General features: G+C 71.8%; 18 protein-coding genes. 5 read left to right on the top strand and 13 right to left on the bottom strand.

Annotated features, from left to right (window positions below; all coding sequences use genetic code 11):
- From FREUN1FDRAFT_RS48160 to fdxA, 5 genes are all read right to left on the bottom strand, one after another.
- Window positions 1–309: LOG family protein (locus FREUN1FDRAFT_RS48160; RefSeq protein ID WP_369809818.1), on the bottom strand; the 309-nt coding region annotated here is incomplete at its 3' end.
- 472 nt (window positions 310–781) lie between these two features.
- Window positions 782–1,900 (bottom strand): succinyl-diaminopimelate desuccinylase, encoded by a 1,119-nt coding sequence (dapE, locus tag FREUN1FDRAFT_RS23705; RefSeq protein WP_006542757.1) that lies wholly within the window; start codon window positions 1,898–1,900, stop codon window positions 782–784.
- Between the two features lie 167 nt (window positions 1,901–2,067).
- Window positions 2,068–2,904, bottom strand: a complete 837-nt coding sequence (locus FREUN1FDRAFT_RS23700) for a 2,3,4,5-tetrahydropyridine-2,6-dicarboxylate N-succinyltransferase (RefSeq protein WP_006542756.1) — start codon at window positions 2,902–2,904, stop codon at window positions 2,068–2,070.
- 105 nt (window positions 2,905–3,009) lie between these two features.
- Window positions 3,010–4,824, bottom strand: coding sequence for a succinyldiaminopimelate transaminase (gene dapC / locus FREUN1FDRAFT_RS23695; RefSeq protein ID WP_006542755.1), 1,815 nt, complete (start codon window positions 4,822–4,824; stop codon window positions 3,010–3,012).
- Window positions 4,825–4,883: 59 nt separating this feature from the next.
- Window positions 4,884–5,207, bottom strand: a complete 324-nt coding sequence (gene fdxA / locus FREUN1FDRAFT_RS23690; RefSeq protein WP_006542754.1) for a ferredoxin — start codon at window positions 5,205–5,207, stop codon at window positions 4,884–4,886.
- Between the two features lie 678 nt (window positions 5,208–5,885).
- Here fdxA and FREUN1FDRAFT_RS23685 point away from each other — a divergent pair.
- On the top strand, window positions 5,886–6,788 hold the full coding sequence (locus FREUN1FDRAFT_RS23685; RefSeq protein ID WP_006542753.1) for a transglutaminase-like domain-containing protein: 903 nt from the start codon (window positions 5,886–5,888) through the stop codon (window positions 6,786–6,788).
- A 64-nt stretch (window positions 6,789–6,852) separates the two neighbouring features.
- On the opposite strand, the gene FREUN1FDRAFT_RS23680 is transcribed toward FREUN1FDRAFT_RS23685, so the two are convergent.
- The 6 genes from FREUN1FDRAFT_RS23680 to FREUN1FDRAFT_RS23655 all read right to left on the bottom strand — a co-directional run bounded on the left by FREUN1FDRAFT_RS23680 (window position 6,853) and on the right by FREUN1FDRAFT_RS23655 (window position 13,802).
- Complete coding sequence (locus FREUN1FDRAFT_RS23680) at window positions 6,853–7,407, bottom strand: flavin reductase family protein (RefSeq protein ID WP_006542752.1); 555 nt, start codon at window positions 7,405–7,407, stop codon at window positions 6,853–6,855.
- A 342-nt stretch (window positions 7,408–7,749) separates the two neighbouring features.
- Complete coding sequence (locus FREUN1FDRAFT_RS23675; protein WP_006542751.1) at window positions 7,750–8,190, bottom strand: DUF6113 family protein; 441 nt, start codon at window positions 8,188–8,190, stop codon at window positions 7,750–7,752.
- Window positions 8,191–8,553: 363 nt separating this feature from the next.
- The gene (locus FREUN1FDRAFT_RS23670; RefSeq protein WP_006542750.1) at window positions 8,554–9,645 is read right to left on the bottom strand and encodes a S1C family serine protease; all 1,092 of its coding nucleotides are present in this window, start codon (window positions 9,643–9,645) and stop codon (window positions 8,554–8,556) included.
- Window positions 9,646–10,167: 522 nt separating this feature from the next.
- Window positions 10,168–11,085, bottom strand: coding sequence for an N-acetyl-1-D-myo-inositol-2-amino-2-deoxy-alpha-D-glucopyranoside deacetylase (mshB, locus tag FREUN1FDRAFT_RS23665; RefSeq protein WP_006542748.1), 918 nt, complete (start codon window positions 11,083–11,085; stop codon window positions 10,168–10,170).
- A 138-nt stretch (window positions 11,086–11,223) separates the two neighbouring features.
- Window positions 11,224–13,065, bottom strand: coding sequence for a translational GTPase TypA (gene typA, locus FREUN1FDRAFT_RS23660; RefSeq protein ID WP_035953224.1), 1,842 nt, complete (start codon window positions 13,063–13,065; stop codon window positions 11,224–11,226).
- Between the two features lie 296 nt (window positions 13,066–13,361).
- A complete protein-coding gene (locus FREUN1FDRAFT_RS23655) occupies window positions 13,362–13,802 on the bottom strand; it encodes a (deoxy)nucleoside triphosphate pyrophosphohydrolase (RefSeq protein WP_006542746.1) in 441 nt (146 codons plus the stop codon).
- 334 nt (window positions 13,803–14,136) lie between these two features.
- Here FREUN1FDRAFT_RS23655 and FREUN1FDRAFT_RS23650 point away from each other — a divergent pair, with 334 nt between their 5' ends.
- On the top strand, window positions 14,137–14,436 hold the full coding sequence (locus FREUN1FDRAFT_RS23650; protein WP_006542745.1) for a 4a-hydroxytetrahydrobiopterin dehydratase: 300 nt from the start codon (window positions 14,137–14,139) through the stop codon (window positions 14,434–14,436).
- Window positions 14,437–14,533: 97 nt separating this feature from the next.
- Here the strand turns inward: FREUN1FDRAFT_RS23650 and FREUN1FDRAFT_RS23645 are convergent, their stop codons facing one another.
- Window positions 14,534–14,875 (bottom strand): DUF952 domain-containing protein, encoded by a 342-nt coding sequence (locus FREUN1FDRAFT_RS23645; protein ID WP_006542744.1) that lies wholly within the window; start codon window positions 14,873–14,875, stop codon window positions 14,534–14,536.
- 109 nt (window positions 14,876–14,984) lie between these two features.
- Between FREUN1FDRAFT_RS23645 and FREUN1FDRAFT_RS23640 the strand changes: the two genes are divergently transcribed.
- Complete coding sequence (locus FREUN1FDRAFT_RS23640) at window positions 14,985–16,166, top strand: heparan-alpha-glucosaminide N-acetyltransferase domain-containing protein (RefSeq protein WP_006542743.1); 1,182 nt, start codon at window positions 14,985–14,987, stop codon at window positions 16,164–16,166.
- A gap of 154 nt (window positions 16,167–16,320) precedes the next feature.
- Window positions 16,321–16,686: a hypothetical protein gene (locus FREUN1FDRAFT_RS23635; protein ID WP_006542742.1), complete on the top strand. Its 366-nt coding sequence runs from the start codon at window positions 16,321–16,323 to the stop codon at window positions 16,684–16,686.
- 484 nt (window positions 16,687–17,170) lie between these two features.
- On the opposite strand, the gene ychF is transcribed toward FREUN1FDRAFT_RS23635, so the two are convergent.
- Complete coding sequence (gene ychF, locus FREUN1FDRAFT_RS23630) at window positions 17,171–18,247, bottom strand: redox-regulated ATPase YchF (protein ID WP_006542741.1); 1,077 nt, start codon at window positions 18,245–18,247, stop codon at window positions 17,171–17,173.
- A gap of 480 nt (window positions 18,248–18,727) precedes the next feature.
- Here ychF and FREUN1FDRAFT_RS23625 point away from each other — a divergent pair, with 480 nt between their 5' ends.
- Window positions 18,728–19,246 carry a DUF6542 domain-containing protein gene (locus tag FREUN1FDRAFT_RS23625; protein WP_006542740.1) on the top strand — a complete coding sequence of 173 codons (519 nt, stop codon included), beginning with the start codon at window positions 18,728–18,730 and terminating at the stop codon, window positions 19,244–19,246.
- The last annotated feature ends 801 nt before the right edge of the window (window positions 19,247–20,047 follow it).

The following is a 20,047-nucleotide window of genomic DNA, read 5'->3' as shown; positions in this document are numbered from 1 at the left end:
GGCCCCCCGGTTGACCGCCTCCATCGCGCCCGGGCCGCCACCGGTGATCACCGCGTAGCCCGCCTCGGCCAGCGCGGCCCCGAGCCGACGCCCGAGCTCGTATTCGGGCTCGTCCCGGGCCACTCGCGCCGAGCCGAACACGGTGACTGCCGGCGGCAGGTCCGCCAACAGGCCGAAGCCCTCGACGAATTCGCTCTGGATGCGCAGGACCCGCCAGGGGTCGCTGTGGACGAACGAAGCGGGGCTGCGGGTGCCGAGCAGCCGCTGGTCGGTGGTGGACGCCTGTACCTGGTCACCTCGCGCGGTCACCGGCCCGCGGCGCTGCTCCGGCGGCAGCCCGCCGGCTCGGCCCGCTTGCTCGGCTCGGCCCGCTTGCTCGACTTGCTCGGCTTGGCCCGATTGGCCGGCCTGGCCCGGGCTGGTGGGCGTCGGCACCTTGGGGGCATCCCCCGAACGGTCCACGCCGGCTCCCTGGTCCGCGCGGTCCCCATCCAGGCCTTCCGCGGCCACGGAGACCACCGGCGGGGACGTCGATCCGCCGCTCGGCGGATCAGCATTGGCGGAGGGGCTCACATCCCGCACCATACGCACGCCCGGCGGATGCCTGGAAACCCCGCCAGCACCGCTGTCCGCCCGCGCGACCGGTTGACGCCTCTCCCGGCATCCCCGCGTCCCAGCGCAGGCGGGCAGGCCGGCAAACGGGCCCCGTACGGACCGTCGGGGCAGACGGTGGCGGGTACCTCGACGGCGGCAGAGTCCTGGGCTGGCGAGGGGCGCCGTGCTAGCTCAGCAGGTAGGACCGCAGCACGCGCTCCGCTTCGTCGATCAACGCCAGCTCGACGTACTCGTCCCGGGTGTGTGCCAGGTTCGGGTCGCCCGGGCCGTAGTTCAGCGCCGGGATGCCCAGTTCGGCGAACCGCGCCACGTCCGTCCACCCGAACTTGGCGGCGGGGGTGCGGGCGGTCGCCGCGATGAACGCGGCCGCCGCCGGTGCGGACAGCCCCGGCAGGGCACCGCGGGCGCTGTCCTCGACGGACAGCTCGAATCCGTCCAGGACCTGCGCGACATGGTCGAGAGCGGCCGGGACGTCCCGGTCGGGGGCGAAGCGGAAGTTGACGGTGATCCGGCACTCGTCCGGGATCACGTTGCCAGCCACGCCACCGTCGATCCGCACCGCGGACAGGCCTTCCCGGTAGGTGCAGCCGTCCAGGGTGACGGCGCGGGGCTGGTAGGCGGCAAGCCGGGTCAGCAGTTCCCCGGCGCGGTGGATCGCGTTGTCGCCGAGCCAGGAACGAGCCGAGTGGGCACGGCGGCCACGGGTCGTCGCCACGACGCGCACCGTTCCCTGGCAGCCGGCCTCGATCTCGCCGCCGGTGGGTTCCATCAGGATCGCCAGGTCGGCCTGCAGCCAGTCGCGATGCCCGGCGGTGATCCGGCGCAGCCCGTTACGCTCGGCGGCGACCTCCTCGTTGTCGTAGAACACCCAGGTCACGTCGTGCTGGGTCGCCGCGCCCGCGCCGGCAGCCGCCGCGAGGCGCAGCATGACGGCGACCCCGGCCTTCATGTCGGACGTCCCGCAGCCGTACAGGCGGGTGCCGTCGAGACGCGACGGCAGGTTCGCCGCGACGGGGACGGTGTCGAGGTGCCCGGCGAGCAGGACCCGCGACGGCAGGCCCCGGTTGGTGCGTGCCAGCACCGCGTCGCCGTCCCGGAGAACCTCCAGGCCACCGGCACCGCCGGCACCACCGGCACCACCGGCACCGCTGCCGTCATCGCCGCCCGCCGCGCGCAGTGCCTTCTCGACGGCGGTCGCCAGGGTGGCCTCGTCACCGCTGACCGACGGCACGTCCACCAGCGCACGGGTCAGGTCGCCCACCGAAAGCGCCAGGTCAAGCTTCATGTCGACCGACCCTAGTGGCCGCGGCCCCGGGACGGCGCCCGGGGCACCACCGACGTCGGAGCACCACCCGCATCAGGGCACGCACCACCCGCACCAAGGCGGCGCGGGGCCCGGGGCCACCGGCGCGGCGCGCGAGGCCCAGGCCACCGGCGCGGCGGCCGGTCAGGCTACGAGGCCACCCCGTGTTCCCGCAGGATGTCGTTCAGGGCGAGCTTGTCGTGGATCTCGCCTTCGTCCAGGGTCCGCAGGACGAGGATGCACGGCATGGCGAAGTCCCCGGCCGGGAAGGAACGGACCCGGCTGGAGCCGACCGCCACCGCACGCTCGGGGATCTCCCCGCGCGGGTACTCCTCGCCGGTGACCGCGTCGAAGACATGCGTGGAGGCGGTGAGGATCGCGCCCGCGCCGAGCTTCGCCCCACGCCGGACCCGCGCACCCTCGACCACCATGCAGCGGCTGCCGACGAAGGCGTCGTCCTCGACCACCACCGGCACGGCGCTCGGCGGCTCCAGCACGCCACCGAGGCCCACCCCGCCGGAAAGGTGCACGTTGCGCCCGACCTGGGCGCAGGAGCCGACGGTCGCCCAGGTGTCGACGAGGGTGCCCGCGCCGACGTAGCCGCCGATGTTGGTGTAGCTCGGCATCAGCACGGCGCCCGGCTCCACGTGCGCACCCCACCGCACGATCGCGCCCGGGACCACCCGGACGCCGTCGAACCTGGTCTTCAGCGGCACGCGGTCATGGAACCGGAAGTCGCCGGCGGCGGACTCGACCATCGGCAGGACCTTGAAGGACAGCAGGATCGCGCGCTTGGCCCGCTCGTCGACGACGACCGCGCCGTCCGCGGCCACCTGGGCCACCCGAGCCTCACCTGCGTCGATGGCGTCGACCGCACCGACAATGGTCTTCCTGGCCTGGGTGTCGTCCGGGGTCAGCTCGCCGCGGCGCTCCCACAGGTCGTCGATGGCCCGGTCAAGCGGGGATTCGAACGTCGTCTCACTCACGCTGGTCACCCCTCAGACCCTACGGTCAGCCCGAGGACCGGCGCTCGGAAGCATCGGCGCCGGTCAAGGCTCGCCGACCAGCCAGCGGACCGGCTGGCGGACCGGTCAGCGGATGTCCGGCTCCGCTCGCCAGCCCCGGGACCCGTTGTGCTCAGCGGGGTCACCGCCGGTGCGGCCCGGTGCGGCCCGCTCGTCCGCCGGATCCGTCGGGTACGGCCGCGCGATGGCGGTCTGGCCGGTCTGATACGGCGGCATCGACGGCATCGGCGGCTGACCGGACAGGTGATCCGGCACCGGCAGCTGCCCGGTCGCGTACGGCGGCAGTGGCGTCTGCCCGGTCACGTACGGCGGGACGGACGGTTGCCCCGCGTAGGGCAGCGGCGTCTGGCCGGTCTCGTACGGCGGAAGTGGCAGCTGCCCCGTCGCGTATGGCGAGGCGGACGCGGGCACGGGCCCGGCGCCGTAGACCGGCGCACCGCCCGGACCGGTGTGCCCGGGGTGGCGCCCGCCGCGTGCGCCTTCGGGGTAGGGCCCACCGCCGGCCGGCTGGGCCCCGTGCGGGTCCCGCCCGTCCCGGTATTCGTTCACGCCGGGCGGCCGGCCGCCGGCATCGGGCTGGCTCGCCCGGTATCGCTCGAAGGCGCCAACCGGACCGGGGCCTGGGCGTGCCGCCTCGCCCGCCCCATAACCTTCCGGACGAACCTGGTAGCCACCGGTCACCGGGGCGGCCGGCGGAGCCCAGCCGGAGCCCGCGCCATGCTGCCCACCCTGGCCGCCCTGGCCGCCCTGGCCACCCGCACCGCCGTAGCCGCCCGCACCGCCGTAGCCACCCGAAGCGGCCGGACCGCCCACCAACGGCAGCATCGTCATGCGCTCGGGAACGGTGGCGATCTGCGCGTCCGGTGCGGTGAGCGCGACGCGGACATGACGCCGGCCCGACTCACCGTAGAAGCTGCCCGGAGCCACCAGGATGCCCACGCTCGACAGGGCGTCCACCGTGGCCCAGCAGTCCTCGCCGCGGGTCGCCCACAGGTACAGGCCGGCCTCGCTGTGCTCGATCGTGAAACCGGCGACGGCCAGCGCGGCCGCCAGCACCGCCCGCCGGTTGGCGTACCGGGCCCGCTGGTCGGCCACGTGCATGTCGTCGGCGAGCGCGGCCGTGGTCGCGGCCTGGACCGGCGCCGGCATCATCATGCCGGCGTGCTTGCGGAGCTGGAGCAGCCCGCGCACAAGCTCCGGATCACCGGCGACGAACCCCGTCCGGTAACCGGCGAGGTTCGAACGTTTGGACAGTGAGTGCACGGCCAGCAGTCCCTCGTGGGATCCGCCGCACACGTCGGGGTGGAGCACGGAGATCGGCCGGGCTTCCCAGCCGAGCTCGATGTAGCACTCGTCGCTGGCCACGATCACGCCGCGCTCACGCGCCCAGTTGACGACCGCGCGCATCTCGTCCACCGACAGGACCCGGCCCGTCGGGTTCCCGGGCGAGTTCAGCCAGACCAGGGTGACGCCCTCGGCAGGCCCCAGCACCGGCTCACAGCGGGCCAGCAGGGCACCGACCTCATAGGTCGGATACGCGGGGGTGGGGACCCAGACGCGGTCCCCGGGTTCCAGACCAAGCTGGGAGGGAAGCTGGGCGACCAGCTCCTTCGTGCCGAGCACCGGCAGCACCGCCGATGGCTCGACAACCACGCCGAGGCGGCGGGCCAGCCAGCCGGCCGCCGCCTCCACCAGTTCCGGCGTCCCCGCGGTCAGCGGGTAGCCGGGAGCGTCCGCGGCAGCCGCGAGCGCATGCTGCACGACCTGTGGCGTCGCGTCCACCGGCGTACCGACGGACAGATCCACCAGGCCGTACGGGTGAGACCGCGCCTTCTCCTTGAACGAGACCAGCTGGTCCCACGGAAAGTCGGGCAGCCGCACCCGAGACCGCCCCGGCGATCGAATCGTCCGGGGCGGTCCAGCCGACTCCCCCGGACCGGTCAGGACTCGCCCTGAGGGGCCAGGGCCGCGACCGCGGGCGGGTCGAAGTCAAGGGCGCCGACCTTCGAGGCGCCGCCCGGCGAGCCGAGCTCCTCGAAGAACGTCGCGTTGTTGTCGGCGTAGACCTTCCACTGCTCGGGGACATCGTCCTCGTAGTAGATGGCCTCCACCGGGCAGACCGGCTCACACGCACCACAGTCGACGCACTCGTCAGGCTGGATGTAGAGCATCCGTCCGCCTTCGTAGATGCAGTCGACCGGGCACTCCTCGATGCAGGCCCTGTCCTTCACATCAACACAGGGCTCCGCGATGACGTAGGTCACCGGACGTTCCTCCTCGAGCTCACGGACGACTGAGTTCCTTAGTATCGACCTGGACCGTTCGGTGTCGACAACAAGGGCGTTCACTGGTCGTGTATGTCGTCCACATCACTCCAGCAGACATCGGCTCACGGGTCGTGATCCGGCGACGAATTCCGGGTCCACTCCCTCTGAGCGATGTTCTGGGCACCCTTGAGTCTTGGTCGGAAGGCGAGCTTCGCCTCCGTCGCACCGACGGTACGACAGTGAGTGTGCCCGAGGAATCCCTAGTGGCGGCGCGTGTCGTCCCCCCGACACCCCGCCGGGCCAGTCCGCGATCCCCCGGCCGGGCACCCAGTTCATACCAGCCCGGATCAGACCGCGGCCACATGATCGCAGAAAGCAACAGTCGGATCACAAATGTGGGTCCGGACGCCGATACCCCAAAGGATGCGACGGACCCTCGGGCCGACTCCGGCGATACTGAAGGACAATGACCGCGACCGGGACGCGCGATACATCGGGCGGCGTGTCGGCGAGCGGTCGACGGCCAGCAAGCGGTCGACGGCCGGCGAGCGGTTGACGGGTCGGGGCGTACCGCCTCGGCCCGGGCGGGGGCAGACCGGGCGGGGCCGACCCGCCCCCGGGGCGGCCCAGGCAGGATCGGGGCGGACGGCCTGATCCGAACGTGGAGGTCCAGCGGTGAGCGACCACAGCAGGCGGATGTTCGCCACGGTCGTCCGGCGCGAGCAGGTCGACCTCGCCCTCGCGTGCCATCTGATCGCGGCCGAGGTCGGCCCCGAGACCAACCCGGTCGAGACCTCCCGGGCGCTCGACGCCCTGGCCGCTGACACGGCCAGGGTGCTGGCGGCCCGCGGAGCCACCGCCCGCGGCCACGGCCAGACCAACGCGGACACCGGCTCCGAAACGGCGTCGGACGGAGGCGCCGGCACCCTCACCGGCCTGGACCTGCGGGTCGCCGCGGAGGCACTGCGGGAGTCGCTCGGCGAGCGGGCCGGGTTCGCCGGCCGCGAGAGCGACTACGAGGACGTCCGCGCCTCGCTCCTGCCCGAGGTGCTGCGCCGGCGCCGCGGCCTGCCGATCCTGCTGTCCGTGGTGTGGATCGAGGTTGCCCGCCGGATCGGGATCCCCGCCTACGCCGTCGGCCTTCCCGGGCATGTGATCGTCGCTGTCGGCTCGCCGAGCGAGCACGTTCTCGTCGACCCGTACGCCGGCGGGGCGATCATGACTGTGCACGACGCTGCGGCCCGGGTGCGGGCGGCCGGAGTCGCCTTCACCCGCGCCCACCTCGCCCCGATGCCCCCGGCGGACCTGCTGGCCCGCGTGCTGGGCAACATCCGGGTGCTGGCCGCACGGACCGACGTCCCGCGGACCAGGCTGTGGGCCGTCGAGCTGTCCCTGCTGCTGCCCCACCACCCGGCCGCGCTGCGCCGCGAACGGGGCGAGCTGCGGGTCCGGCTGGGCGACTTCCTCGGCGGGGCCAGGGATCTCACCAGCTTCGCCGACGCGGTGACCGTCGTCGAGCCCGCGGCCTCGGCCGCGGCACGCCAGGCCGCGATCGCCGCCCGCGCCAGGCTCAACTGAGGCCGCGCCTCCCACGCGCCTCCCACGCGCCTCCGCACCTTCGCCCCGCCGCCGCCTCCGCCCGTCAGCCGGGCTCGGGGCCGTCGGTGGACAGGTAGGCACCTTCGTAGAACACGAGCGGCCGGGCATCGGGCCGCGGCCGGTCGAGCCCGATCACCTCACCGATCACCAGGGTGTGGTCGCCGGCCCGATGCGTCGCGGTGGTGGCGCATTCCAGCACCGCCAGCGCGCCGTCGAGGAGGGCGACCCCGGTGCGCGGCCCGAACGAGTGCGGCCAGCCGCCGAGCCGGTCGTCAGGCCGGCCGTCGGGCCGGCCGTCGGGCCGCGGTGGCCCGCCGGTCCGCGCGAAGTCGCGGGAGGCCTGGCTCATGTCGGCGGCCAGCACCGAGACGCCCCAGACGCCCGCCGCGATGACCGGGTCATGGAAGCGGGCATCGCGGCGGATGCTGACGAGGACGAGCAGCGGGTCCAACGAGACCGAGACGAACGAGTTCGCCGTCATCGCCAGATGCCGGCCGTCCAGGACGGTGGTGAGGACCGTGACACCGGTGGCGAACCGCCCGACCACCCGGCGGAACTCCTGCGCGTCCGGCCGGTTCCGCAGGCCCGCGAGGATCACGGGGCCGGCACCGGCCGGACCAGGCTGCACCGGACCCGGCTGAACAGCGGCTCGCGGGACAGCCGCTGGCAGGGCGGGGGCCGACGAGGCGGACGCCGACGGGACAGGCTCGGGCGGGTGCTGGCGCGCTGGGCTTGCCACGGCGGCCACGCTACCGCCGCCGCGGCGGCCACACCGCGCCTTCCGGCCCCTCGGGTGACCATCGGCACTCCCACGCAACGCCACCTGATCAGATCCGCCCCGCCGCCGAACCACCGCCGAGCCGGTGGTTACCACGCCCAACGCGGCTCGCCGGGCGTCCCACCGGCCCGGATTCGCCCCGGACAGCGCCGGATCGCTCTCCTAGCGGGACGGCACCCTCGGGCGCTCCATCACGGGCGGCAGGGCCGTGAGGCCGCGCCGGGCCCGCCCGATAACGGCGACCACCACCGGGGCCAGCACACCGACAGCGAGAAAGAGATAGCCGGTCACCGTCGCCTTGAGCAGCAGGTCGCCCTCGGTTCGGGACGCGGCCAGGGCGAGCACGATCGGGATCCAGCCGATGAGTGGGATCATCGCCCCGAGCCGGGTACCGGTCAGCCAGCGGACGAGCAACGCCACCCCGGTGTTGCCGATCAGGGCCAGCAGCAGCCCGACCGAGATCAGTGTCCCCCCCGGCCGCGGCCCCGAAGCCACCAGGACGACACCGTAGAGGCCGAGCACGAACCCGGCGATGACGCCGAACACGTAGGAGCCCACGAGGAAGGCACGGCCGGGCTCCTCTGGCCGGGAGCCGAGCTCCACTGGTCGAGCGGCCGGCCTCCCGGCCCCGGCGGCTGGCTCCACAGCCCGCGCGGCGGGCTGCTTCGAGCCACCAGCGGGCTGCCTCGAACCACCAGCGGGCTGCTTCGAACCACCGGCAGGCTGCTTCGACCGAGTGGCAGGCTTCTTCGAGCGTGCGGCACCCCGCGGACGAGCCCCACCGGCGGTGCTCGAGGTCGCCTTCGAGGCCTTCACGACCGGCTCACGGCCCGCTTCGTGGTCGTGGTCGTGGCCTACTGTCGGACGGGGCATTCTCCGACAGTAGGCCATCGAGCGCACCAACCACGCGCCGGTCGCGGGCGGATGATCGGTCCTCCGAGCCCCACCCGCCCGCGCGCCGGGATCTCAGCGGATGGCGAGCTCGTCGGGAACCGCGACGACGTCCACGAGCGCACCGCGCCGCCAGACTGTCAGCTCGACGGGGTGTCCGATGGTGTCCTCGGTCAGCAGTCGTTGCAGATCACCCGGCCCGGCGACCGGCGTCCCGGCGACGGACAGGACCAGATCGTCGGCGAACAGTCCGGCGCGCCCGGCCGGGCTGCCTCGCACCACCTCTGCCAGCCGCAGCCCATGGCGCTGGCCCGTCCGATCCGCGAGGCCCGACGGCAACGGCACCCGGGCGCTGGCGACCCCGAGATAGGCCCGCCGCACCCGGCCGTCGCGGATGAGCGCGGCGAGGATGCGCCTCGTGGTCGCGTTCACCGGGACGGCGAGGCCGAGCCCGATGCCCGCGACAGCCGTGTTCACCCCGACGACCCGACCGTCGGCGGTGACGAGCGCGCCGCCGGAGTTTCCCGGATTCAGCGCCGCGTCGGTCTGGATCACCTCGTCGACGACCCGCACGGCCGAGCCGGAACGGGTCGGCAACGAACGGTTCAGCGCGCTGACCACACCGGCGGTCACGCTGCCGGTGAGTCCCAGCGGGTTGCCGACGGCCACCACCAGCTGGCCGACCCGCAGGGCCGCGGCGTCGCCGAGTGCGGCCGGCGCAGGTGTCGACCCCCGGGCCCGCAGCACCGCGAGATCGGACAGCGGGTCGGCGCCGACGAGGTCGAGATCCCGTTCGGTGCCGTCGGTGAACTCCGCCGTGCCGACCGGTACTCCGCTGCGGGCGCCTTCCACCACGTGCGCGGAGGTGAGCAGGAATCCGTCGGCGGTGAACACGATCGCGGAACCGGCTCCGGCGCCCCGCGAGGTCCGTACCCGCAGGCTGGCGACGCTCGGCGCGACCTGGGCCGCCACCCGGGTCACGACCCGGGAGTAGGCGTCGAGGGCGGCGTCTCCCAGGTCAGCGGGCCCTCCGGGGGCTCCGGAGCCCGCCGGGGCGTGCCTGCCCGAGGCCTGGCCGGCCGGAAGGTGGTCGTGCTGGTCGCCGTGGATGTCGTCGTCCTGGACGTTGTCGTCCCGGACCCGTCGGGTGCCCCTGTTACGGAACATATTTTCCGCGCAGGGGCACGGTGGGATCGATCACATCCGATGAGTCGAGGGGGGCGAACCACCCGTTTGGGCTCGGGCGGGCGGTGGCACGGTGGACCATCCGAACCTCCTAGCACTGATTACAGCGTTACACCTCTAACAAGAGCGCTGCCGCGCGGGAGGCCATGCCACCACCGTGTCCGCCATCGGCGTAAACGGCACCAAGGTGGCGAATCACCCCAAAAGGAATTCCTGGTTTTGCTGCTGAGGCGCCCGTCGCAAAACGGCGCCGTCCAAGGTTGGTAATCCGGGCGGACGTGACTGAGATCGCCGCTGGCGGGCGAACCCGGGCCGCCCGGCCAAAGTGCGCGGCCCGGATCCGCCGCTTCGCGTCCCGGGAGCGGCGGTAGCCCGAAGCGGCGGCTCGAGGAGTTGAGGATCTTCGTCGTTCCGACGACCAGAATCCTCAGGTCTTGCCCGACAGCACTGGCCGCCGGACGCGATCTGCGCCAGGCACCAGGCGCCAAGCGCCATGCCTCGAGCTCAGAGAGACAGACCCGCGAAAAGGTCGGTCTCGCGGGCGCCGGGCTCGGCACCCGCGCCCCGCTCGCCGCGGGTGAGAACGAAGTGCTCCACGGCCCAGGTCCGGTTGCCGATACCGTCGGCGAGAGCGAAGAAGAAGCCGTCGACGGCCATCTGGGTCCGGTGCGCGCGCATCGCCGCGATTTTCGCCGACAGGAAGTCCTCGGCCGCGATCTCGGTGGTGATCACCTCGTCCGGCACGGCCAGGGGGACGTCGTCCGCGGAGGCAGCCTCGGCGAACGGGCTGTTCTCGGGTGCGGTCTCCCGGAAATAGTCGATACCCGCCTGGATGAGGGACTTCGGCATCGCGGTCTCGTAGAGCTTGGAGATCTGCCACGACGGGCCGGCGTCGGGAGCGAACGCGGGGTCGGCGGCAGCCGTGAAGGCCCGGACGGACACGTCGTGCGCCCGGATGTGGTCGGGATGCCCGTAGGCCCCGTTCTCGTCATAGGTGACGAGAACCTGCGGCCGGACGTCCCGGACGATCCGCACCAGTGCCTCGGTCGCCTCGTCCAGGTCCGCCTGCCACAGGCACCGCGGGTCGTTGTTGGCGTCGGTGCCCATCATCCCGCTGTCCCGCCAACGGCCGGCGCCGCCGAGGAACCGATGATCGGTCACCCCGAGCTCGGCGCAGGAACGCTCCAGCTCGCCGATGCGGTAGCCACCGAGCTGATCACCGAGGTCGGACCTCAGGTTGACCAACTCGGGCACCAGCACCTCGCCGACCTCACCGAGCGTGCACGTGACGAGCGTCACCTGGGTGTCCGCGCGGGCCGCGTACGAGGCGATGGTGACACCGGTCGAGATGACCTCGTCGTCCGGGTGGGCGTGAACGAACAGCACTCGGCGCGGTGGAACGGTTTCGGTGGATTCCGGCACGGCACGACCCTACGCGCGCCATCACCGGCCGGGCGGCGCCACCGCCCCGCCCAGCCGGCACGGAACGACGGCGGTCGCGCAGGCCCAGCCCGCGCGACCGTTTCAGGCAGCCCAGCCGTTTCAGGCAGCCCAGCCGTTTCAGCCGGTGCGGCGGCGGGAGCGCAGCTTCTCACGCTCCGACGCGGTCAGCGCCACCTTGCGCATCCGTACCGTCGCCGGCGTCACCTCGACGCACTCGTCCTCACGGCAGAACTCCAGCGCCTGCTCCAGCGAGAGCTGGCGGTGCGGGGTGAGCCGCACCAGCTCGTCACCGGTAGAGGACCGCATGTTGGTGAGCTTCTTCTCCTTCGTCGGGTTGACGTCCATGTCGTCGGCCCGGGAGTTCTCACCCACGATCATGCCCTCGTAGACCTCGGTCGTCGGGGAGACGAACATCGTCCCGCGATCCTGCAGGTTGAACAGGGCGTACGCGGTGGCGACGCCGGAGCGGTCGGCCACCATCGAACCGGTCGGACGGGTCCGCAGCTCGCCGAACCACGGCTCGTACCGGTCGAAGACGTGGTGCAGCAGGCCGGTGCCGCGGGTCTCGGTGAGGAACTCGGTGCGGAAGCCGATCAGACCACGGGCGGGCACCAGGTACTCCAGCCGGATCCAGCCGGTGCCGTGGTTCACCATCTGCTCCAGCCGGCCCTTGCGCAGCGCCAGCAGCTGGGTCAGCACCCCGAGGTACTCCTCCGGGGAGTCGATGGTCAGCCGCTCGACGGGCTCGTGCACCTTCCCGTCGATCTCCTTGGTCACGACCTGCGGCTTGCCGACCGTCAGCTCGAACTCCTCGCGGCGCATCAGTTCGACGAGGATGGCGAGAGCCAGCTCGCCACGACCCTGGACCTCCCAGGTGTCGGGGCGCTCTGTCGGCAGCACCCGGATCGACACGTTGCCGATGAGCTCGGCGTCCAGCCGGTTCTTCAGCAGGCGCGCGGTCAGCTTCTTGCCCGACTTCCCGGCGAGCGGCGAGGTGTTCACGCCGATGGTCATGCTGATGGACGGCTCGTCCACAGTGATCACCGGGAGCGGGCGCGCGTCCTCGGCGTCGGCCAGCGTCTCACCGATCATGATGTCGGGGATGCCGGCGACGGCGATGATGTCGCCGGGGCCGGCCTGCTCCGCCGGGACCCGCTCGAGCGCCTCGGTCATCAGCATCTCGGTGATCTTCACCCGCTGCTGGGTGCCGTCCACGCGGCACAGCGCGACGGTCTGGCCTCGGGTGATCGTGCCGTTGTGCACCCGGCACAGCGCGAGGCGACCCAGGTAGGGCGAGGCGTCGAGGTTCGTCACCAGCGCCTGCAGCGGTGCGTCCTCGGAGAAGGACGGTGCCGGCATCGTCTCCAGCAGCAGGTCGAACAGCGGCTTGAGGTCCGGCGAGTCCGGGCTCTGGCCGTTCTCCGGACGGGTGGTGGACGCCCGGCCGGCCTTCGCGTTGCAGTAGACGATCGGGAAGTCGATCTGGTCCTCGTCCGCGTCGAGATCGAGGAACAGCTCGTAGGTCTCGTCGACGACCTCGCCGATCCGCGCGTCCGACCGGTCGACCTTGTTGATCACCAGGACGACCGGCTTGCGCGCGGCGAGCGCCTTGCGCAGAACGAACCGCGTCTGCGGCAGCGGGCCCTCGCTCGCGTCGACCAGCAGCACCACCCCATCGACCATCGCCAGGCCCCGCTCGACCTCGCCACCGAAGTCGGCGTGGCCGGGAGTATCGATGATGTTGATGGTTACGTCACCAAAACGTACGGCAGTGTTCTTCGCGAGAATCGTGATTCCCTTCTCGCGTTCGAGATCCATGGAGTCCATGACCCGGTCGGTGACCTCGCCGCGCTCACCGAACGCGCCGGACTGCCGAAGCATCGCGTCCACAAGGGTCGTCTTGCCGTGGTCAACATGGGCAATGATCGCGACATTACGAAGATCGGCGCGTACGGACACGGTGATGAGCTCCGGGGAAAGTGGGGCTTCAGGGCTCGTTCCTGTAACCCCGAAACGGTTCGTCTGAGACAGGCCGCGATCTGCAGGCGCGCCACCCCGGTGGGTGGCCCCGCCCGGGAGAACGACGTCCGCACCGCCGCGGCCCGACTCCATGGTACGGACTCACCTTCGCGCGCCGCGCGTGGCCGACCGGCTCCGGCCGCCCGAACTCCGCTCTCGCCGCCCGCAAACCCGCCCCGGCCGCCCATAAAACCCGCTCCGGCCGCCCGAAACCTCACACCGAACCAGCCCGAACCTCACACCGGACCGGCCTGTTTCCCGACGGCCTGCGCCGAGGCGCCGGCGAGTTCTCCGCGCAGCGCGTCAACGAGCGGACCGTCCGCGGGCAGCCAGGGGACAGCGTCGAGCTCCTGCGCGCCCAGCCACCGCAGGGCGTCGTGCGCGGTGGCGACCGGTGTGCCCTGAAGCACCCGGCCCAGCCACAGCCGCATCCGCCAGCCGGGAGTAGGCAGCGCGATCTCCCCGAACAGGCGGCCGACCTCGATCTCCACCGCGAGCTCCTCGCGGCATTCGCGGCGCAGCGCGGTGAGCTCGTCCTCCCCCGGCTCGACCTTGCCGCCCGGGAACTCCCACAGGCCCGCGAGCGCCGGCGGCGACACCCTGCGCGCGGCGAGGACCCGGCCGGCCTCGTCGACCAGCGCGACGGCGACGACCAGCCCCTTCAGATCCTGTCCCACGGCCGAACTCCCTCCATCGATGCACGGCGTCCAACCCACGCGGCCCGCGCCCCGCGCTCCAGGAGGTGGCGGTACCGGGCCGCGGATGACACCATCCGCGCGAGGAGCGTCGCACTCGGTGTTCCCGGTGTTCCCGCCGCCCGGGGGCCCTCCGGCGAGCACGAGCGGAACCACCGCCGAAGATCACCGTCGAAGATCACCACCGAAGACCACCGCGAAGGCCACCAACCGCCCGCACCGTCCATCAACCCATCCCGCCCGCTCCATCCATCAACCACCGACACCACCGCCAACCACCGACACCACCGCGCCACGGATCGCCGAGGAGTCACGGATGCCCGTCCGGCTGGACAACAGCGCTGTCACCACGTCCCTGGAAGCCCTGCCCGGCTGGATCGGCGACGCCGACCGGATCCGGCTGGAGATCCTCGTCGACGGCGACGAGGCGACCGCCCTCGTCGACGAGGTGATGCGCGAGGCGGACGCGATGGACCATCACCCCGTCGTGGAGCACGGCCCCGGAAGCACCATCTTCACCGTCTGGACCCACTCGGCCGGCGGCGTGACCGAGCTGGATGTGGAGCTGGCCCGGCGGATCTCGTCGATCCTGCGTTCCGCCGGCGTCTCCTTCTGACCACACGCACCACCAGGCGACAGGCGCCGTCCGGCCGGCGTCAGAAGATCCGCGCCTCCGGCCGGCGTCAGGAGATCCGCGCCTGAGGACTCGCGCGTCAGAAGGTCGGCATCGCCGTGAAGGAGCCGTCCGGCGCGCACGGGAGCGGGGCGACGGCCCGGACCGCCGCCGCGTCGATGGGCCCGTACAGATGCGGGAAGAGCGCACCGCCGCGGTCCGCGGGCCCGGCAGCCGGCTCCCAGCGCAGCGGGGCGGTCAGGCTCTGCGGGTCCACGACGACGAGCAGCAGGTCGGCGCGACCCCGGTAGTAGAGGTTCGCCGTCTCCAGCACCAGCTCCGGCGCGGAAAAGTGGATGAAGCCCTCGTCCCGCAGGCTCGCCGGCCGGTAGCCGTCCGCTCCAGCCGCCCAGTCGGACCGGCTCACCAAATGGCAGATCATCCGCACGAACTCCGTCCCGTCCGGTCCTGACCGCTGCTTTGCTGCCCACCGCCACACCGAAGTCCGGCGATCCGGTGCACGAACTCCGGAGCCTGCGACCCTGGACGGTATGGACGAACCGAGACCTCCCGCGTCCAGTCGCATCATCGGGGTGGACCTGGCCCGCGGCGTGGCGCTGATCGGCATGGTGGCAACCCATGTGTACCCCGCGTTCACCGACACCGCCACGGACCATCCGGCGATCTCACCCGCGTTCACCATCGCGGCGGGGCGGGCCGCCGCGGCGTTCGCGGTGCTCGCCGGGGTGGCGCTGGTCCTGTCCACCCGTCGGCGCAGCGCCGCGCAGGCCCAGCTCTCGGTGTTCCTCCGCGCGCTGGGCATCGGCGTCATCGGCCTGGCCCTCGCCTACGCGGACTCGGGCATCGCGGTCATCCTGGTCTACTACGCGCTGCTGTTCGTCCTGGTCCTGCCACTGCTGCGCGCGGACGTCCCGGTGCTGGTGACGGTGGCCGTGCTGGCGATGGTCGCGGTACCGGTGATCAGCCACACCGTGCGGGACGACCTGCCGGTGTCCGATCTGTCCTCGCCGACGTTCGCCGATCTGAGCCAGCCCGGCCCACTGCTGGCGAAGCTGACGCTCACCGGGGTCTACCCGGCGCTGGCCTGGTTGGGCTACCTGTGCGCGGGGATGGCGGTGGCCCACGCCGATCTGCGATCCCGCGTGGTCGCCGTGCGCCTGTTCGCCGGCGGCCTCCTGCTCGCCGTCGTGGCGAGCGGGACGTCCTGGCTGCTGCTGGGGCCGCTCGGCGGCGGCGACCACCTGGCGGACCCGGCGACCGTCCCCGGTGTGGGCAACCTGCCCCAGGGCTGGTTCATCGACTCCGGCCTGTACGGCACCACGCCGACCGACTCCGCCTGGTGGCTGGCCGTCGACACCCCCCACTCGACGACGCCGCTGGACCTGGCCCACACCACCGGAACGGCGCTGGCGCTGCTCGGGCTGGCCCTGCTGGTCGCGCGCATCCCGCTGACCCGCCCGATCACGGCCGTCGGCGCGATGACGCTCACCTTCTACACGTTGCACGTCGTCGTGATGTCCACGCACGCCCTGCCCACGGACCCGACCTGGTCGTACGTGCTCCAGATCCTGGTCGCGCTCGCCGCCGCCACCGCCTGGCAGCTGACCGGGCGACGCGGGCCGGCCGAAGCCGCCGTCTCGGTACTGCCTCGGGCCGCCCGCCTGCTGCGGAGCCCACGAGGTGCCAGTGTCAGCCTGGGCCAGCGAACCTGAGAACGGCCCACCCGCCACAACGCCGGACGAAACGCGCGCGGCTGCGTGAATACGACCGCCATGGACCGCCAGATGTCTCCGACCTCTGGCGAATGCCGCGGCCGGGCGAATTCGGCGCCCCGGCCAGCGTGAAAACTGGTCTGACCGAGCGGCTGTGGGGAAGGCCGAGCCCCATACTGACCGAGTGGAGTCCTATGGATGGGTATCGGCCGTACCGTTCGGAATCGTCACACTGATCTTCCTCTGGCGCACCGTCGGCGACCGGCCTGTGCACGGCAAGCACGGGAAGATCTCCTCCGGTGCCCTCGCGCTCGTGTTCACCGGCGTGACCCTCAATGCTCTCGTCGGGGCCCTGGAGGAAAAGCACGGCGCCGCGGGAGTGGCGCTGACCCTGCTGGGCCTCGCCTGCCTCGTGACGGCGGTCGTGGTGTGGGTGTGGCAGGGCGGGCGGGAAGGCCCTACCACCCGGACCACCCGGCATGTCTCCGGGCACTGGCGACACCGGGCATCCGCGGAATAACGGCCGCGGATTGGCGCCGATCAAGATCGCTGGTCGGTGGGGCAGGGAGGTTCGCACTCCACGAACGCGGCCGGACCTCCAAGCGCCCGGTAGCCCGGTAGCCCGGTAGCCCGGGTTGGCGAGTCGCAAGAGTGAACGATTTTGGTCGTTCCGACGACCAAAATCCCTCTTTCTTGCGGGTCGCCAGGCGACTCCGCGCCCCTTTTACCCCTCTTGAGGTTAATTACCGGTGCTGCGCGGCGGTGCGGGATCCTCGATGGGTGGCCGTGCGGGTGGGGTTCGCATTCCGTCAGCACGCTTCCGCCAGGCCCATGCTGGTGGCCCGGATCCGCCGCGTCCAGGATTCTGCCACCTGCGCTGGAACGACCAGAATCCTCAAGTCCTGCTCAGCAGCAGCGGCAGCACCGTAGCCCGTTCAGGCCAAGATCAACCCAGGTGCCGGGTGAGGCCGGGGTTGACGTTGAACCGGTCAGACGTGAACCGGTCAGACGTTGAATCGGAAGTCGACGATGTCGCCGTCGGCCATCACGTAGTCCTTGCCCTCCATGCGGACCCGGCCGGCGGCGCGGGCCGCGGCCATGGAGCCGGCGGACATGAGGTCGCCATAGGACACGATCTCGGCCTTAATGAAACCGCGCTGGAAGTCGCTGTGAATCGCGCCGGCGGCCTCCGGAGCCGTGTCACCGGCCTTGATGGTCCAGGCCCGTGACTCCTTCGGCCCGGCCGTGAGGAAGGTCTGCAGCCCGAGGGTGTGGAAGCCGATCCGGGCGAGCTGCGCCAGCCCGCTCTCCTCCTGCCCGAGCGACGCCAGCAGCTCGGTGGCGTCCTCCTCGGGCAGCTCGATCAGCTCTGCCTCGACCTTCGCGCAGAGGATCACCGCGTCGGCCGGGGCCACCAGCTCGGCGAGCTCCTTGTGCCGGCCCGAGTCGGCCAGGACGTCCTCGTCGACGTTGAAGGCGTAGAGGAACGGCTTCGCGGTCAGCAGGAACAGCTCGCGCAGCTCGGCCCGGTCGATCGACGGCTCGCTCGAAAGCGGGCGGCCCGCGTCGAGGACCTCCTGGGCCGCCTTCATCGCCGCCAGCAGGGGCTGCTTCGAGCGATCCAGGCGGACTTCCTTCTCCAGCTTCGGCAGCCGGGCGCCGATCGTCTGCAGGTCGGCCAGCACCAGCTCGGTGTTGATCGTCTCGATGTCGGACGCCGGGTCGACGTTCCCCTCGACATGGACCACATCGGGATCCGAGAAGACCCGGACGACCTGGCAGACCGCATCCGACTCGCGGATGTTGGCCAGAAAGCGGTTCCCGAGCCCCTGCCCCTCCGACGCGCCCCTGACCAGACCGGCGATGTCGACGAAGCTCACCGTGGCGGGGACGACCCGTGCGCTGGAGAACATCTCGCCCAGCTTCGCGAGCCGCGGGTCCGGGACGCCGACAACACCCACGTTGGGCTCGATCGTCGCGAACGGGTAGTTGGCCGCCAGGACCTCGTTACGGGTCAGGGCGTTGAACAGCGTGGACTTGCCCACGTTGGGCAGCCCGACGATGCCGATCGACAGACCCATGGGCAAGGAGTCTACGGGTGATCGGGGAGCCCGGGCTCCCCAGGGCGTGCCGGTGCCGGACCGAGGGCTGGCGCACACCCGGCGACCGGCACCATCGGATCATCAGCACCAGGAGGATCTCGCACTGTCCGCAGCCCGACAGTCATCGCTCGGTCACCTCCGCCGCAGGGCCCCCGCCCGCTCGGGACAACCGCCCCGCCGGCCCGGCAACCACCGCATTCCGAGCGCACCATGGGCCGTGACCACGACCGACGCGTTCACTCAACCCGGAGTCGACCACGCACCGGGGCGGCGCTGCGCCACGCATATTGGTAGCGCATCGTGCATAAAGGTATGCCCAAAGTGCGGCGACCAAGACGCGCTGGCTAGTCTGACTATCGCCCTGACGCAGCCGCAAACTTGGGGCGGTACGTTGCCCTGGTGAGTACGCCGCCCCACCGGCAGCCCGCCGGACCGCCCGGCAGGTCCGGGCGCGGCCGCGTGCCGGATGACGGCTACCCGTACAACCAACGTGAACGGGTCGGATCACCACCTCCGGCCACGGTTGTCACCGGAACCCGCCGAGGTCTGTCCGCGTTCGGCGCGGCATTGCTCGTCATCGTCGTGGGCGCCGTCGGCGCGATCATCGACTCGCTGCTCTTCGACAACCTTCGGTTCGTCTTCGGTGTCCTCTTCGTGGCCGCATGCGTCCTGGCCGTGGTGCGAGTCCACGTCGACGACCTGATCGGCGTCGTCATCATGCCGCCACTCGCCTACGCGGCGATCACGATCATCGTCGGCTATGTCAACCCGGCCGCGGAAGGCGGGAGCACCGGGCTGAAGGACCGGGCAATCAACATCGGGTACGAGATGATCCTGCACGCTCCGGTCCTGCTCGCGGCAGTGATCCTGGTCGCCGTCCTCGCGGCCTTCCGCGGGCGGCGGGTGCAGGTGGCCCGGCGCGAGCGGCAGCGTTCCCTGGCCCAGTCCGCGGCGGCCCGCCGCCGCCGGCCGATCTGACACCGCCACGGCCCACCAGGCCGTATCCGATCGTGTCCGCTGACCTGATCCGGTCCGCGCTGGACGGATGAACGACGGGCGCTCGCCACGAGGTTCTGCGACACGGAGCCCTGCCTCACGAGGCCCTAACCGCACGGGCCCCTGTCGCATCCGGCGTGGCCGCCGGGCGTGCCGCGGCCGCGTTCCGGGGCACGGCAACGGAGGGTCCCGGCGTGCAGGCGGCGACCCACGACACACACCAAGGCGCCAGAAGACGCATTCATCCACATTGTTCACGGGTTAGCACTCATGGGCTTTCCTCAGGCCAGCAAGGGCACCCACCACCAATAGGCACCCGAGGGTCATCAGCGCAACAGCGGAACCGACAGGTCCGTGGGGTACTGTTACCCCGTGGCCACCTACACGCCGAATTTCCGGGATCGCGTTCCGCGCTCCTGGTGGCGGCAGTGTCGGTGCGGCCATCTGGACGATTCGCACCGGCATTACCGTCCGGGGAGTGACTGCGGCAAATGCGTATGCCCGCGGTTCACGCGCCTACAGCGCCGTGCCGCCCGGGCGGTCGCACCACCGCCCTAGTGCGCCGGCGGTGTGCTGTGGGCAGCGGCGCGGCGTCCGCGTCCTCCTGTCACACCGCCGGTCGCCACGCGGAGCCCTGACCACGTCGAGGTGGAGATGCCGGCCCACCGGCCCACTCGTGGGCTTGGCGGGCTGCGCAGCACACGCGGCGTCGCGACGGCGAGGTCTTCAGCCGGCCACACCCGCAAGCCCAAATTGAATCCCTAAGAACTCGATGATTGAAAT

It is taken from the genome of Parafrankia sp. EUN1f (assembly GCF_000177675.1).
GTDB lineage: Bacteria > Actinomycetota > Actinomycetes > Frankiales > Frankiaceae > Parafrankia.
Note: the sequence above shows the minus strand (reverse complement) of the source record. Positions and strands in the feature narration are given on the sequence as shown.